Annotated in this window: 17 protein-coding genes; 13 read left to right on the plus strand and 4 right to left on the minus strand. The window is 38.5% G+C overall.

Translation table 11 applies throughout. The features are described 5' to 3' along the window. Window positions 1-142: 142 nt before the first annotated feature. The 3 genes from MKY09_RS08975 to MKY09_RS08985 are packed head-to-tail and all read right to left on the minus strand — an operon-like array spanning window position 143 to window position 2,102. Complete coding sequence (locus tag MKY09_RS08975) at window positions 143-631, minus strand: methylated-DNA--[protein]-cysteine S-methyltransferase (RefSeq protein ID WP_342568115.1); 489 nt, start codon at window positions 629-631, stop codon at window positions 143-145. Beyond that, window positions 631-1,536: a DNA-3-methyladenine glycosylase gene (locus MKY09_RS08980; protein ID WP_342568116.1), complete on the minus strand. Its 906-nt coding sequence runs from the start codon at window positions 1,534-1,536 to the stop codon at window positions 631-633. Before MKY09_RS08980 ends, MKY09_RS08975 begins: the two co-directional genes overlap by 1 nt. After that, on the minus strand, window positions 1,533-2,102 hold the full coding sequence (locus MKY09_RS08985) for an Ada metal-binding domain-containing protein (RefSeq protein ID WP_342568117.1): 570 nt from the start codon (window positions 2,100-2,102) through the stop codon (window positions 1,533-1,535). Before MKY09_RS08985 ends, MKY09_RS08980 begins: the two co-directional genes overlap by 4 nt. A gap of 464 nt (window positions 2,103-2,566) precedes the next feature. On the opposite strand from MKY09_RS08985, the gene paaA reads away from it, so the two are divergent. The 10 genes from paaA (at window position 2,567) to MKY09_RS09035 (ending at window position 10,708) form a co-directional block, all read left to right on the plus strand. Beyond that, complete coding sequence (gene paaA / locus MKY09_RS08990) at window positions 2,567-3,472, plus strand: 1,2-phenylacetyl-CoA epoxidase subunit PaaA (protein ID WP_342568227.1); 906 nt, start codon at window positions 2,567-2,569, stop codon at window positions 3,470-3,472. Between the two features lie 16 nt (window positions 3,473-3,488). Beyond that, window positions 3,489-3,833 (plus strand): 1,2-phenylacetyl-CoA epoxidase subunit PaaB, encoded by a 345-nt coding sequence (gene paaB, locus MKY09_RS08995; RefSeq protein ID WP_342568118.1) that lies wholly within the window; start codon window positions 3,489-3,491, stop codon window positions 3,831-3,833. After that, window positions 3,830-4,633: a 1,2-phenylacetyl-CoA epoxidase subunit PaaC gene (paaC, locus tag MKY09_RS09000; RefSeq protein ID WP_342568119.1), complete on the plus strand. Its 804-nt coding sequence runs from the start codon at window positions 3,830-3,832 to the stop codon at window positions 4,631-4,633. Before paaB ends, paaC begins: the two co-directional genes overlap by 4 nt. Before the next feature lie 26 nt (window positions 4,634-4,659). Further along, on the plus strand, window positions 4,660-5,160 hold the full coding sequence (gene paaD / locus MKY09_RS09005) for a 1,2-phenylacetyl-CoA epoxidase subunit PaaD (protein ID WP_342568120.1): 501 nt from the start codon (window positions 4,660-4,662) through the stop codon (window positions 5,158-5,160). 13 nt (window positions 5,161-5,173) lie between these two features. Beyond that, the gene (locus tag MKY09_RS09010) at window positions 5,174-5,476 is read left to right on the plus strand and encodes an EthD family reductase (RefSeq protein ID WP_169358242.1); all 303 of its coding nucleotides are present in this window, start codon (window positions 5,174-5,176) and stop codon (window positions 5,474-5,476) included. Continuing rightward, on the plus strand, window positions 5,477-6,250 hold the full coding sequence (locus tag MKY09_RS09015) for an enoyl-CoA hydratase-related protein (RefSeq protein WP_342568121.1): 774 nt from the start codon (window positions 5,477-5,479) through the stop codon (window positions 6,248-6,250). It begins immediately after the preceding gene. A gap of 15 nt (window positions 6,251-6,265) precedes the next feature. Then, window positions 6,266-7,039, plus strand: a complete 774-nt coding sequence (locus tag MKY09_RS09020; protein ID WP_342568122.1) for an enoyl-CoA hydratase-related protein — start codon at window positions 6,266-6,268, stop codon at window positions 7,037-7,039. A 12-nt stretch (window positions 7,040-7,051) separates the two neighbouring features. Beyond that, window positions 7,052-8,569, plus strand: coding sequence for an aldehyde dehydrogenase family protein (locus MKY09_RS09025; RefSeq protein WP_342568123.1), 1,518 nt, complete (start codon window positions 7,052-7,054; stop codon window positions 8,567-8,569). Window positions 8,570-8,642: 73 nt separating this feature from the next. Next, complete coding sequence (locus MKY09_RS09030; protein ID WP_298468380.1) at window positions 8,643-9,503, plus strand: 3-hydroxyacyl-CoA dehydrogenase; 861 nt, start codon at window positions 8,643-8,645, stop codon at window positions 9,501-9,503. Window positions 9,504-9,505: 2 nt separating this feature from the next. After that, window positions 9,506-10,708, plus strand: coding sequence for an acetyl-CoA C-acyltransferase (locus MKY09_RS09035; protein ID WP_298468377.1), 1,203 nt, complete (start codon window positions 9,506-9,508; stop codon window positions 10,706-10,708). A 94-nt stretch (window positions 10,709-10,802) separates the two neighbouring features. Here the strand turns inward: MKY09_RS09035 and MKY09_RS09040 are convergent, their stop codons facing one another. After that, window positions 10,803-12,233, minus strand: a complete 1,431-nt coding sequence (locus MKY09_RS09040) for a DHA2 family efflux MFS transporter permease subunit (RefSeq protein ID WP_298468375.1) — start codon at window positions 12,231-12,233, stop codon at window positions 10,803-10,805. Window positions 12,234-12,399: 166 nt separating this feature from the next. Here MKY09_RS09040 and MKY09_RS09045 point away from each other — a divergent pair, with 166 nt between their 5' ends. The 3 genes from MKY09_RS09045 to MKY09_RS09055 all read left to right on the plus strand — a co-directional run bounded on the left by MKY09_RS09045 (window position 12,400) and on the right by MKY09_RS09055 (window position 14,309). After that, complete coding sequence (locus tag MKY09_RS09045) at window positions 12,400-12,942, plus strand: TetR/AcrR family transcriptional regulator (protein ID WP_298468372.1); 543 nt, start codon at window positions 12,400-12,402, stop codon at window positions 12,940-12,942. A 201-nt stretch (window positions 12,943-13,143) separates the two neighbouring features. After that, window positions 13,144-14,025 carry a phenylacetic acid degradation operon negative regulatory protein PaaX gene (paaX, locus tag MKY09_RS09050; RefSeq protein WP_298468369.1) on the plus strand — a complete coding sequence of 294 codons (882 nt, stop codon included), beginning with the start codon at window positions 13,144-13,146 and terminating at the stop codon, window positions 14,023-14,025. Window positions 14,026-14,117: 92 nt separating this feature from the next. Continuing rightward, complete coding sequence (locus MKY09_RS09055) at window positions 14,118-14,309, plus strand: hypothetical protein (protein WP_298468366.1); 192 nt, start codon at window positions 14,118-14,120, stop codon at window positions 14,307-14,309. The last annotated feature ends 13 nt before the right edge of the window (window positions 14,310-14,322 follow it).

Here is a 14,322-nt window from a genome sequence, read left to right on the forward strand (position 1 = left end):
GGGTGATGGCTTATCGCTCACCCCGCGGAAAGCGTCCGGCTGGGGCGGAAATCAATTCTACTCTCTGATCTAAGATTTCTTTTCATCATAAATCAACCCTTAGAAGGAGCACCGGATATTTCTCCTGGGCTCCTTTAGATATTTATAAAGTAGTTTTTATATTTTGCAATTTAGCTCGTTCATGCTGTAAAAGCCATTCTTTCCTCCATAGTCCTCCAGCGTAACCAGTCAACTTTCCTCCAACGCTTATGATCCGATGACAGGGTATCACAATGGGCAATCTGTTTTTGTTATTAGCACTTCCTACAGCTCTAACCGCACGATTTTTCCCAATCGTTTCGGCTATATGCTTATAGGTAGCAGTTGTCGCATAAGGAACTTGTGTAAGTGCTTGCCAAACCGATTGCTGAAATTCAGTGCCCTCATAGTTATAGAGAAAGGTAAATTCCATACGGTCTCCATAAAAATACTCATTTAATTGCTCGATACAAGTATGGAGTATAGGAGGATGATCGGTCTCTAGCGCGCGTTCTACTTCTTTTCTCTCCGTAAAGCGAATAGCATCAATAGCCTCGCTCGTACTAGAGATTTCTAATACTCCAATGGGTGATTGATAGTCTACTTGATACATTATAAGGACCTCCATAGATAAAATGTAGCGTATGCCTGCCAGCCTTTCCATCTGTCGGCTAGTTCTTTTAGTTCGTCCATCGTAGGTTTACGGTCAAGGTTTAATTGTTTTTTGAGGGCATTGTGCAATCCAACGTCTGAAATAGGGAAAGCAGAGGACTCTTGTAGGCTTTTCATCAATACATAGTCTGCAGTCCAAGGTCCAATACCTCTTATAGTCGTTAAATACAAATGCTTTTGTTCAAATGTCTCTAGTTTAAATAATATGTCCTTGTCTAACTTTCCGCCTTGCATCAGCTGAGCAATACCAATAATATACTCTGCTTTTCTAGTACTAAACTGTAAGGCTCGTAAATCATCTGTTGTTAAAGAAGCAACCATTTCAAAGGAAGGAAATGTGTAGAATTTTTTACCTTCATATTCTACATAATCTCCGTATTTTTCTACTAATCGCTTTTTTAAAGTATAGGCAAATGTCAAATTTATTTGTTGACCGATAATGGCCCAGGTTAATGCTTCAAAAAGATTAGGGATTCCCATGATACGTAAGCCATAGTGGTTTTGAACGATCGGGCTTAAAATAGGATCATGTTTAGCGAGCTCATAAAACCCATTCAAATCCGTAGTTAGATCAAACCATTCAATTATAAATGAAGCAGTTTGCTCTTTCTGCTTAGCAGAAGGTGTAGTAAATGGAAATCGTACATGTAGTGCATCAGGTTTCCAGTCAATTATAAACAAAATGGGCTCATCGTCATCAATTTTAATAGCCTTATAAATAGAATGATCTGTTACTTGATGTACTGTTTCTTGTTCAGATCTCATTAAATGAGCTAGACATTCCTCGAAGCTAAAGTCGGAAGGTGTAGGTATATTTAGTGTCTCAGGTTTTAATATTTCATTCATATTTGCGAACTCCTCCATTGTTTTCGATATTCACTAGGAGAGGTATGTAAGGAATTTTTAAAAGCCTTATAGAAAGTCGATGTACTTTTAAATCCTGTTTTCAATGATATTTCTAGGTTTGTATTATCTGTATTCTTCAATAAATGGATTGCTTTTTCTACGCGAACTTTTTCTAAAAACGTACGTGGACTTTCGGACGTCACATGTTTAAAGACTCGCTCCAGATGGAATGGACTAACTCCAATATGTAAAGAGAGACTCTCCAGCGTAATTACCTCCTTGTAATTGCAGGTCAGAAAAGAAATGACTTCGCTTACTAGCTCCTCTTGAGGCGCAAGTTCTATATCAGGCTTGCATCTTTTACAGGCTCGAAAACCAGCATTCTCTGCCTCAGTCTTAGTTTTATAAAACTGTACGTTCTCCTTTTTGGGTTTTCGGGATTTACAGGAGGGCCTACAATAAATTTTAGTAGTTTTTACGGCTGTATAAAAGCATCCATCATAATTCCGATCGCAAGATATAATCCTTTGCCACATTTCCTCAAAAGAAAGGTTTACTTTAGCCACGAATTTTCACTCCCTTTTTCAGTAAATTTTATTCATCATATCATATAACTTTTTTCGTTTGTAATTGCCCTATGTCTACTTTAACAAATATAGGAGAAGGAATCGTCTTAATTCTTGCTATTATGGTCCAATATTTATTGTTATTTTCTGAATTTTTAGTTGACTAATTTCACGGATACTATTAATCTGTAATAAAAGTATCACTAAATTTATGTTATGCGTATAATATTTGTTATATAAATTACTGATTAATAATAGAGACTACTATAGTAACTTTTTATGAAAAATTAATGAGTTTTAGAGCATTCTTTATTTGGGGACTAAAGCATATTATATAACTTTTATGTTAAGGCGTTTTAATGGTGTTATGAGTTATTTTAGAAAAGCATAGCTTAAATAAAGGAGGAAGGTAAGTGAGCGTATTTCTAACTTCACAAGATGAACAGCAGCAAAAGGATCGTTTTATGGAAAGAATTGAAATGGGAGACAAGATTGAAGCCGATGATTGGATGCCTGAGGAATATCGCGTCACCTTAATTAAATTGATCTCTATGCATGGGATGAGTGAAATTATGGGGGCTCTGCCAGAGAAGGAATGGGTGCCACGTGCTCCTTCTCTATCTAGAAAGTTAGGTATTATGGCGAAAGTGCAAGATGAAATGGGTCATGGTCAGCTGTTACTTAGGGTGACAGAGGATTTGCTAAAGCCTTATGGGAAAAATAGGGCTGATTTGATGCAGGATCTCTTTAAAGGAGATCTTAAGTTCCACAATGTCTTTCATATGGGGACAAAAACTTGGGCAGATGCAGGGATTATCGGCTGGCTAGTAGATGGAGCGGCTATCATCACTCAGACAAATATGCTGGGTGCCTCGTATGGTCCGTATTCAAGAGCGTTGCAGCGAATTTGTGCCGAAGAGGTGTTTCACGCGCAGCATGGGGAATCGATTATCATGGCTCTCGCTGAAGGTACAAGCAAACAAAAAGAGATGATTCAAGAAGCCCTTAATCGTTGGTGGGAGCCCCTCCTTATGTTCTTTGGCCCCGCATCTAAGGAAACTACAGGCTCCTCTAAACAGGATTTAACGATTAAATACAAAATAAGAACGAAAACAAATGAAGAATTTAGACAAATCTTTTTTGATAAATACATCCCTAGAATTTTATCCTTGGGGCTGACTGTTCCTGACCCAACCTTAACATTCGATAAATCTACAAATACGTGGATATACCAGCAGCCTGATTGGAATGAATTTAAGAAAATTATTAAAAACGGTGGTCCTAGATCAGAGGCGCGCCTAAATTTAAGAAGAATCTCATATGAAAATAATGCATGGGTCCGGGATGCACTTAGTGCGACAGTAAGCTAAGAAAGGAGTAGCTAATATGAAAGAAGAAAATTTTTATCAAGAATATGAAATATTTAGCAAACGAACCCCAAGCTCAGCTTTTTTACATCAATTTAGTTTACTCGCTCCGAATGAAGATATGGCTTTTATAATGGCTCAAGAAAACTTTATGAGACGAGAACCGGTAGCTGACATATGGATCGTCAATCGCAAGCATATCCGTAAGCTTGACCTGGAGGAGAAGGAAACGTTAACAAGACTAGACAACAAGGATTATCGAACGACAAAGGGCTACGGGTACCTAAAGAAAAAATGGCGACACTATGAGCAGCAGATATTAGATGAAAAAGAAATACTATCTTGGGGAGGGGATCGGAAATGACTGTTGAGATGAGCAAGGAACATAAGGAAGCTATAGCCAGCTTGCTGTTTCAGTTAGCAGATGACGATTTTATGTATGCGTATCGTGGATCAGAGTGGCTAGGCCTCGCTCCTCATATAGAAGAGGACGTCGCTTCCTCATCCATTAGCCAGGATAGTATGGGGCATGCCGTCATGTATTACAACCTACTTGAAGAATTGGGGTTGGGGAATGCTGATGATCTTGCTCATCTGAGGGAATCCAGTAAAAGAAAGAATAGCATACTGACGGAAAGAGCCAACGGAAAAGGCTCTTACATGGAAATTCCACAATATGACTGGGCTTTACAAGTAGTCAGAAGCTATTTTTATATTACTGCCAAAAAGGTTAAAGTCGATTCCTTGTGCGCTAGTTCATATATTCCTTTGGCTGAAATTGCTAAAAAGGTAAAGATGGAAATTTACTACCACCGTTTACATTGGGAAACATGGTTTAAGCAATTATTGAATTCAACCGACTTAGCTAAAAAGAAAATGACAGATGCAATAATGCTAGTAAGTGATGACTTTGCTGATTTTTTCTCCTATGGAGCAGACAAGGAGATTATAGAAAAGCATCAGTTAATAGAACCAGAGAATGTATTAATGGAAAGATGGCTACAAAGCGTAGCTCCTACTTTTGAATTTCTTCAGCTTGCTAAACCAAATATCTCCACTGTCCCCAATAAAAACGGTCGCAATGGAATGCATTTGAAGGACTTAGATGAGGCGATTGAAACTCTTTCAGAGGTATATAGGATGGATCCGGCGGCTTCCTGGTAAGGCTCAAATGAAAAGAGGTGACAAGAGTGACCCAAAGTTTAATAGTTTTAAAGGATTTAGTGATCAATGCCCTTTATGAAGTAATGGATCCAGAGATAGACTCGGTAAGTATTATGGATCTTGGTATGGTGGAGGAGATAAAGATAGATGGTGGGAAAGTTCAGATCCATTTATTGCCTACCTTTTTAGGCTGTCCTGCGTTAGAAATTATTAAAGGCAATACTAGGACTGCAATTGAGCGAATACCAGGTGTACTGGGAGTGGAGGTAGATTTTATTTTTCATCCGCCCTGGACTTCGGAAAGGATAACAAAACAAGGACATGTAAATCTAAGGAAGTTTGGCATAGCGCCTCCTCCTATATTTAAGGAAGGAGAAGATGTGTGGCAGGTGGACTGTGCTTATTGTGGGTCCACATATACAACTTTAGAGAATCTCTTTGGTCCAACAGCTTGCAGAAGCATTCTGTACTGTAAAAGCTGTAAAAATGTATTTGAAGCAATGAAACCAATATCTACGATTATGTAAAGGAGGATTATGAATGGCTAAATTAGTCGCGATGTATAAGCAACCAGAAAACAAAAAGGAATTTGATGAACACTATTTTAATGTCCACGCTCCCATTACACAAAAAATCCCAGGTTTACGAGAAATGAAAGTAACTAAATTTACGGGATCTCCAATGGGGGGAGAGTCGGAATATTATTTAATGTGTGAAATGATCTATGATGATATGGATTCCTTGAAAGCTGGATTAAAATCAACGGAAGGAAGGGCTTCAGGAAAGGATTTAATGGGATTTGCAGGAGACTTAGTTACGCTAATGATAGGCGAGGATGCTTAAATGGTCTTCAACTTTATTGAAACAAGCGTTAAAGATCAAATCGGGTTAATCGAATTAAATCGTCCTGATCGTCTCAATTCTCTAAATAGAAAAATGGTTAGAGAGATAATAGATGCACTGTTGGCATTGGAAAGCGAAAAAGAAGTTCGAGTAATAGTAATAACAGGAAGAGGCAGGGCATTCTCGGCTGGTGCTGATATTGAGGAAATGATGGAGGACGATCCAATCAGTCTTGAATTACTAAATCAATTTTCTGATTGGGATCGTATAGCTACTGTTAAAAAGCCAATTATTGGAGCAGTCAAAGGATTTGTCTTTGGTGGAGGCTTTGAGCTTGCACTTGCTTGTGATCTCTTGATAGCTGCCACAGGAACGGAGTTTTCATTCCCGGAGGTAGGACTTGGTGTAATGCCAGGCGCTGGTGGAACCCAGAGATTGACGAAGCTAGTCGGTAAAACAAAAGCGCTAGAATGGCTTTGGACCGGGGAAAGAATCCTAGCAGCCACGGCTCTCGACCATGGCATTATCAACAAAGTAGTAGCGAGCGAGCTACTTATGGAAGAAACTATGAGGCTGGCCCAGAAGCTTGCTAAACAACCGCCTATTTCTCTCCGTCTCATAAAGGATTCTGTTAACAAGGCGGTAGATTATTCTCTCCATGAAGGTATGCAATATGAAAGAAAAAACTTTTATTTGCTATTTGGTACCGAGGATCAAAAAGAGGGAATGAATGCATTTATGGAAAAAAGAAAACCGAACTATCAAGGGAAATAGCGAGGTGTTGAGCGTATGTATGAGACGATTAAGTTTGAAGTGAAAAATGGAGTAGCGTGGATTACCCTTAACAGACCAGATAAGCTAAATGCTTTTAACTCACAAATGAATCGACAGCTTAAGACTATCTTTAAATCGGCATCATCTAACGAGGAAGTACGATGCATCGTGTTAACTGGAGAGGGAAGAGCCTTCTGTTCAGGACAGGATTTAGCTGAAGTTGATGATCAGATGGATCATGGTAATCTACTCAGAGAGTCCTATTATCCAATGCTTCTCCAGTTACGGCAATGTGAAAAGCCGATAGTAGCTGCTGTAAATGGAGTTGCTGCAGGAGCAGGGTTTAGTCTGGCGTTGGCATGTGACTTCAGGGTGATTTCTGATAAGGCTAGCCTGATCAACGCCTTTATACATGTGGGACTTGTACCTGATTGTGGGAACCTGTATTACTTAACTAAACTAATAGGGCATGCGAAAACGTTAGAGCTATCTATATTAGGTGAGAAGGTTACGGCACAAAAAGCAAAAGAGCTAGGTTTAGCAAACCAGATAATACCTATGGAAAGCTGGGAAACCGAAGTAACTAAATTTGCTGAGCATCTTGTATCTCTACCAACAAAAGCCATTGCTCTTATAAAACAAAATTTGAAAGCGGTTTCAGACATGAGGTTAGAAGATTACTTAGAATTAGAGGCACAAACGCAGCGTATTGCCGGTCTAACAACTGATCACCATGAAGGTGTTGAAGCCTTCTTACAAAAAAGAAAACCTGTTTTCACAGGAAAATAAGGAGTGGATATTTTGACAACTGTTAAAGACGACAAAACGGAAAAAGAATCTATGAAAAGAGAATTTTATCATTTAATAATAGATGGAGAAAAAATGAAAGGGTCGAGTGGCGAAACGATAAAAACCTACAATCCGGCAACGGGCGAGTTAGTGGCAGAAGTTGCAAAGGCTTCAAAAGAGGATGCAGAAAAGGCAATAGCAGCTGCCCGTCATTCATTTGATCATGGAAAGTGGAAAATGTATCCCGTTGGTCGAAGAGCACAAGTGTTAAATAAAATAGCTGCCATCATGCGATCTCGGTTTAATGAACTAGTAGAGCTAGAAATTTTAGATACAGGAAAATCACTAAACGCCGCTCAGGGCCAAGTAACACAGGCGATAGAGGATTTTGAGTTTTATGCAGGGGCCATTGTTGGTCATAGAGGGACGGTTAATAACGTACCCGGTCAGTTTCACAACTACACCGAAAAGGAACCCGTTGGCGTATGTGCACAAATCATACCGTGGAACTACCCACTGATGATGGCTGCCTGGAAGGTTGCTCCTGCAATTGCTGTTGGCTGCTCGGTTATTGTAAAACCAGCATCTTTAACTCCTCTCACTGCCATTGTACTGGGTGAAATTTGCCTAGAGGCAGGCGTGCCAGCCGGAGTTGTTAACGTCATTCCAGGGTCAGGGTCGGATATAGGTAACTATTTAGTAGAGCATTCCCAAGTGGATAAGGTTGCTTTTACTGGGTCCACGCCTATTGGTAAGGATATTATGGGGAAGGCATCTGAAAGCTTAAAGCGAGTAACTCTTGAACTAGGCGGGAAGTCTCCGAGTATAGTATTTTCTGATGCCGATATTGATGCAGCAGTAGATGGCTCGTTGTTTGGTATTTTCTATAACTCAGGTCAATCCTGTGAAGCTCGTTCTCGATTGTATGTCCAAGAGGATATCTATGATGAATTTATGAGTAAGTTTGTAGAAAAGACAAAAAGGCTTCAATTAGGAAACCCTTTTGATAAAGGGACACATGTTGGGGCAATTATAGATCAAACCCAGCTGGACACTATAAATGGATATGTTCAGTCGGCAATTAAGGACGGAGCAGAGATTCTAGCTGGAGGTCATAAATGTTCTCCTAAAGGATATGAAAAAGGATTCTGGTTTGAGCCGACGATCATTACTAATGTGAATCACGACATGAACATAGTTAAGGAAGAAATTTTTGGACCTGTTGTGGTGGTAATGAAGTTTAAAGATGAAAAAGAAGCTATTAAGCTAGCTAATGATACTACTTTTGGTCTTGGCTCTGCGGTTTGGTCTAAAGACGGAGCAAGAGCAACAAGAGTAGCTAATCAAATAAAAGCGGGAATTGTAATGGTAAATTGTCCGTTTTCTGCATTTCCAGGCACTCCGTTTGGTGGCTATAAGCAGTCAGGCTTTGGCCGAGAGCTTTGTATTGAAACATTAGATTTATACTCAGAAACGAAGAGTATTTTATCATATTATGGTAGCCGTCCTTTGAACCCTTTAGGACTATAAAATAACAGGACAGGAGCTAGAGTGGTTCCTGTCCTTTTTTAGTATAGTAATAAAAAATATGGAGGTGCTTATATTGATTAACTGCATAGTTGTTGTGGGTTCTGGGGTAATGGGGCGAGGCATTGCTTACGTAGCAGCACTTTCTGGTTTTGCCGTAACGGTGGTGGACACAAAATCTACTGCCTTAGAACATGCTAAAAAAGAAATTGAGAGCTTATTTGAAAAAGGTATTAAACGACAAAAGATAACTTCTGATATGGCGGAAAAGTCTTTAAACAAGCTGAGGTATGAACAAAATCTTTCTTTTGCAGCGGAAACTGCTGACTTAGTTATAGAAGCTGTGCCTGAGCAACTAGCGATTAAGAAATCCGTCTTTGAAGCATTAGAATTGCATGCTCCGGCTAAATGTTACTTTGCTACTAATACGTCTACCATGAGTCCTACGGAAGTTGCTTCCTTTTCTAATCGTCCGGATAAAACAATTGCCATGCACTTTTTTAATCCGGTACATAAAATGCCATTAGTAGAGATTGTAAGAGGGCTTGAGACGAGTGATGAAACAGTTGCTGCTATTAAACAGGTTGCTGAGCAAATGGGAAAGGAAACGGTAGTAGTTAAAGAATTTCCAGGCTTCATAACTAGTCGAATCAGTGCTTTGGTTGGCAACGAAGCGTTCTATATGCTTCAGGAAGGAATCGGTACGCCAGAGGAAATTGATAAGGCGATTAAGCTCGGCTTGAATTATCCGATGGGTCCGTTTGAGCTAGGAGATCTCGTTGGTTTAGATACTAGACTGAACAATTTAAAATATTTACATGAAAAGCTTGGTGAAAAATATCGACCTGCCCCCCTCCTTGAACAATACGTCAAGGCTGGGCGTCTTGGAAGGAAGACAGGCAAGGGAGTATACATCTATACCAGTGAGGAGGAGTGAAGATGAAAGAGGTTGTAATAGTCGATGCGGTTCGTACTCCTATCGGGAGATATAATGGGTCTTTAAAAAGTATTAGACCCGACGATTTGGCTGCCATGGTTATTAAGGGACTTCTTGAAAGAAACGAACGCGTTCCAGTGGACCAAATAGAAGAGGTTGTCCTAGGTAATGCAAACCAAGCAGGGGAGGATAATCGTAATGTGGCAAGAATGTCCGCATTACTTTCTGGTCTTCCAATAGAGGTTGGAGGCACGACAATAAACAGACTTTGTGGTTCTGGCTTAGATGCTATCGTTTATGCCGCTCGAGCCATAGCAGTTGGCGAAGGCGATATATACATAGCTGGTGGAACAGAGAGCATGACTCGTGCCCCTTATGTAATGGCAAAGCCTATGAAAGAATTTCCCCGAGGGAATATGGAGCTTATAGATACGACAATTGGATGGAGATTTATAAATCCATTGTTAGAAGAAAAGTATGGTACCGATTCGATGCCTAAAACAGCTGAGAACGTTGCCGAGAAATATAAAATAACTAGAGAAGATCAGGACCTCTATTCCTTTGAAAGTCAGCAAAGAGCTAAAAAAGCAATGGCTGAAAATCGCTTCTTGAACGAAATAATACCAGTGAAGTATACAAATCAAAAGGGTCAGGAAGTGATCATTGATACTGATGAGCATCCGAGACCAGAAACAAGCTTGGAAAAGCTGAACAACCTTCCTCCTATTTTTAAAGGAGGGACTGTAACAGCTGGAAATGCGTCTGGTGTAAATGATGGAGCAGCAGGCTTGCTTCTAATGAGCGCAGACAAAGCGAAGGAATTAGGTTTAAAGCCTATAGCGAGGTATATTGCATCCGCTACTGCTGGTGTAGAGCCTGGTGTAATGGGAATAGGACCTGTATATGCAACTAACAAAGTACTTAAGCGCGCAGGAGTTTTAAAAGAAGAAATTGGCTTAGTCGAATTAAATGAGGCATTTGCTTCACAGTCGTTGGCTTGCATTCGGGAATTAGAACTCGACCCAACAATTGTAAATGTGAATGGTGGTGCAATCGCTCTCGGACATCCGTTAGGTGCTAGCGGAGCAAGGATAGTGACTACACTTCTATATGAGATGAGGAGAAGAGAAGTGAGATTCGGTCTTGCCACTATGTGTGTAGGCGTAGGTCAAGGTATAGCTGCAGTATTTGAAAATATACAGTAATTCTTAGTTAATAAATAAAGAAAAAGAATAGCCGAAAGCCAAAAGACCTCGTAGAGATATCTGCGAGGTCTTTTGGCTACATTAAACTACCAGATTATTTAGTTGGAACGCTCTTTTGTCTGTTAGGATAAAATACGGTGATAAGTAACGCCAGTATGGATAGTATAGTCATGAAAATATAGGCATCGCTTGAACCGTAAATGGATGCTAACGCTTTAAGCTGATCGATACCAGCTGTAGGGATTTCCTTCGAGATATTTTCGGTATGCTTTAATGACTGAACCGTGAAAATAGTAACAACAACTGCTGTTCCAATCGAGCCAGCAAGCTGACGAACCGTATTGTTAACTGCAGTACCATGTGTTATAAGCAACTTAGGCAAGGCATTTAGCCCAGCTGTATTTAGTGGCATCGTGATGAAGCTTAGCCCAATACGCAAGAAAATCGTTCGGATCATTAAAAATGTAAAGGACGTCGAATCATTTAAATCTGTTACGATCCACATGCTTGGAATAATGAATAACAATCCAGTTATAAACAATGGTTTGGCACCATACTTATCGTATAGTTTTCCTGTAACCGGTGACATGAAAGCGTTAACTAACGCTCCTGGTAATAATAATAACCCAGCATCAAGAGCTGTAAAGCCTCTACCGTCCTGCAAGTAAATGGGCAGTAAAATCATATCTGCATACATAATCATCGTAACAAGCACATTAATTATGGATGTCATAGTGAATGTCTTATTTGTAAAGACATTTAAATTGAGCAACGGATCCTCTGATCGTAATTGACGCATGCAGAAAATGTAAGTAATGACTATTCCAGCAACGATAGAGCTTATAATAATTGGATTAGTCCAGCCTTGACTGCCTGCGCTACTAAAACCGTAAAGTAAAAATCCAAATCCAAGTGTAGATAATATAACACTTAGACAATCTAGATGAGCGGTTTCCTGATCAGATATATTGATCAAGTATTTAAGTGCAAGTACGATAATAAATACGACAAAAGGCAATAAACCAATAAATAGCCAGCGCCATGAAAAGTATTCAAGTATAAATCCAGCCAATGTAGGAGCAATGGCTGGAGCGAAGATAATAGCAAAACCGATTAAGCCCATTGCACTTCCACGTTTTTCAGGTGGATATATGAACATAACAATACTCATCATTAACGGCATGATTATTCCAGCTCCAGCTGCTTGAATCATTCGACCAGTTAGAAGAATACTAAAGTTCGGAGCAAGTGCGCAAAAAATGGTGCCCAACAGCAAAAGGGTCATTGAGCTTATAAATAGCTGTCTGGTGGAGAAGCGCTTCATTAAATAAGCTGTAATTGGTATAAGTATACCATTTACTAACATAAATCCTGTCGCTAGCCATTGTACTGTACTTGGGGATACTTTAAAAACGTCCATTAAACTACTAAGCGCAACATTTAATAGAGTTTGATTTAATGTTGATAAAAAACATCCTATGATTAAAACTGTCATTAATACTTTCTTATTTATATTAGTAGGCATACAAAAATCCTTCCTATTTGACTTAATCGACACCGTGTCAATGAAGTTGATTATACCAACTATTTTTATGAAATGACATAAACAGTTTACATAATAATGTGGTTTAAACTACAATAATAGACATAGTGTCAAAGAAGTTACAGATAATAGATGGAGTGATTAAAATATGTCTACAACTAAAAAAGATCCACGAGCAATGCGATCTCAGAGGATGCTTAAAGAGGCATTAGTAGCATTGTTGAACGAAAAAACTGACCTTCAAGCGCTGACGGTTAAAAAAGTGGCAGACAAGGCCGAATTGAATCGAGCAACATTTTATTTACATTTCGTAGATTTAAATGACTTATTAAAAGATCTAGTGAAGGACATATTTTCAGATTTAGAAGAAAAGTTAAAACCCTTACTCCTATTAGAAAGCTCGAATGAACGAACTCAGTTATTATCATATTTAGACTATTTCTATAACCATCGCATCATGTTCTCCGTTTTATTTAAAGAAGACCGTTTTAAGCGCAAAATGCATAAAGAAATAAAGTCATTTATCAAAGCGCGGAGAACAACAAGACAAGTATTAGATGGGCCAGAACGTGTCTCACTGGATATACTTGCTTCTGCAATGTTTGGGGTGATTGAATGGTGGTTGGAAGAAGGTACGGAGCATAGCTCAGAATATATCGTCAATCAAATCGAATTACTATTTAGAAGATAAATTGTTTTTCTGTGTTAATATAATGGCATTTATTTTTAACGTGTTGATACAGCTAGTACTGATTCTCCAAGAATGACTAATTCAGAAAATTAAATTATTTTCAGGGAAATAATTAGTATACTCTTATAACAAATTAAAGAAAAAATTCTGAAAAAGTGATATATTATTAATTAGGTAAAATAGAAATGAGTGATTAATAACATGTCTAATACACAGTCAATGATCTTCACTGTTTATGGTGATTATATAAGGCACTACGGCAATAAAATATGGATTGGAAGTCTGATTCGCCTACTCAAGGAATTCGGACATAATGAGCAATCCGTACGCGTAGCAGTTTCTAGAATGATGAAACAAGGTTGGCTTGAGTCTGAAAAACAAGGTAATAAAAGCTATTATTATCTAACTAATCGAGGCAAAGTAAGAATGGAAGAAGCGGCAAATCGAATATTTAAGCTTATGCCTAACGAATGGGATGGGAAATGGCGTATGTTAATGTACACAATTCCCGAGGAAAAAAGACAAATAAGAGATGAGCTGCGAAAAGAGCTGCTTTGGAGTGGTTTTGGAAGTTTTTCTAGTGGATGCTGGATCTCTCCGAATAATCTAGAAAAAGAAGTAAAATTATTAATAGATAAATATGAAATACATGAGTATGTAGACTTTTTTGTATCTGACTATAAAGGTCCAAAAGAGAACCAAGCTTTAGTTGAAAAAAGCTGGCCACTTATTGATATAGAAGCAAAGTATAAAGAATTTATAACAGCTTATAGTCATCAGTATATTGTGCATCAAAGTATGATAAATGATAATAAAATGTCCTCTGCAGACTGTTTTGTAGAACGAACAAGGTTAGTCCATGAATACCGAAAGTTTCTTTTTATTGATCCTGGTCTTCCGAAGGAGCTATTGCCAGAGATCTGGAACGGAAATCATGCTGCTCTTTTGTTCGAGCAATACTATAAATTACTTGCACCATTAGCAAGTGAATTTTTTGAGGGTGTTTTCCAAGAGGATAATGATTTGAAAAGAAGAGATGAAGAATATGATGTTAATTACCATCCTCTATTAAAGGAACTCTAGGAGTAGTGTTATTTCTAATAAATAAATAAATAGTAGAAACTTCTTTAACAGTTATTCGTAAGTATATGAATACAAAATGGAGGTTTACTTAGATGATGGAATGGTGGAAGCGTAAAAAAGAGGTAAGCATTAAAAGAAAAAAGAATAAAGTCCAAGTATCAAAGTGGAGTTATTTTGATTTTTTTTTCACTTTAGCTGATATTATTATACTGCCAATTCGTTTTGTTTTTTGGATACTTCGAGGTATTGGTAGAGCGATAGGAAATCTTTTTGATGGGATATAATATGATGGAGACA

Source organism: Psychrobacillus sp. FSL K6-4046 (assembly GCF_038624605.1).
Classification (GTDB): domain Bacteria; phylum Bacillota; class Bacilli; order Bacillales_A; family Planococcaceae; genus Psychrobacillus.

What these genes read in the sequence shown, in the direction of transcription:
- paaA (WP_342568227.1), top strand. Translation starts at nt 2,567, where the DNA reads ATGGAAAGAATTGAAATGGGAGACAAGATTGAAGCCGATGATTGGATG.
- MKY09_RS09010 (WP_169358242.1), top strand. Translation starts at nt 5,174, where the DNA reads ATGGCTAAATTAGTCGCGATGTATAAGCAACCAGAAAACAAAAAGGAA.
- paaC (WP_342568119.1), top strand. Translation starts at nt 3,830, where the DNA reads ATGACTGTTGAGATGAGCAAGGAACATAAGGAAGCTATAGCCAGCTTG.
- MKY09_RS08980 (WP_342568116.1), bottom strand. Translation starts at nt 1,536, where the DNA reads ATGAATGAAATATTAAAACCTGAGACACTAAATATACCTACACCTTCC.
- MKY09_RS08975 (WP_342568115.1), bottom strand. Translation starts at nt 631, where the DNA reads ATGTATCAAGTAGACTATCAATCACCCATTGGAGTATTAGAAATCTCT.
- MKY09_RS09020 (WP_342568122.1), top strand. Translation starts at nt 6,266, where the DNA reads ATGTATGAGACGATTAAGTTTGAAGTGAAAAATGGAGTAGCGTGGATT.
- MKY09_RS09035 (WP_298468377.1), top strand. Translation starts at nt 9,506, where the DNA reads ATGAAAGAGGTTGTAATAGTCGATGCGGTTCGTACTCCTATCGGGAGA.
- MKY09_RS09045 (WP_298468372.1), top strand. Translation starts at nt 12,400, where the DNA reads ATGTCTACAACTAAAAAAGATCCACGAGCAATGCGATCTCAGAGGATG.
- paaX (WP_298468369.1), top strand. Translation starts at nt 13,144, where the DNA reads ATGTCTAATACACAGTCAATGATCTTCACTGTTTATGGTGATTATATA.
- MKY09_RS09040 (WP_298468375.1), bottom strand. Translation starts at nt 12,233, where the DNA reads ATGCCTACTAATATAAATAAGAAAGTATTAATGACAGTTTTAATCATA.
- paaB (WP_342568118.1), top strand. Translation starts at nt 3,489, where the DNA reads ATGAAAGAAGAAAATTTTTATCAAGAATATGAAATATTTAGCAAACGA.
- MKY09_RS09055 (WP_298468366.1), top strand. Translation starts at nt 14,118, where the DNA reads ATGATGGAATGGTGGAAGCGTAAAAAAGAGGTAAGCATTAAAAGAAAA.
- MKY09_RS09015 (WP_342568121.1), top strand. Translation starts at nt 5,477, where the DNA reads ATGGTCTTCAACTTTATTGAAACAAGCGTTAAAGATCAAATCGGGTTA.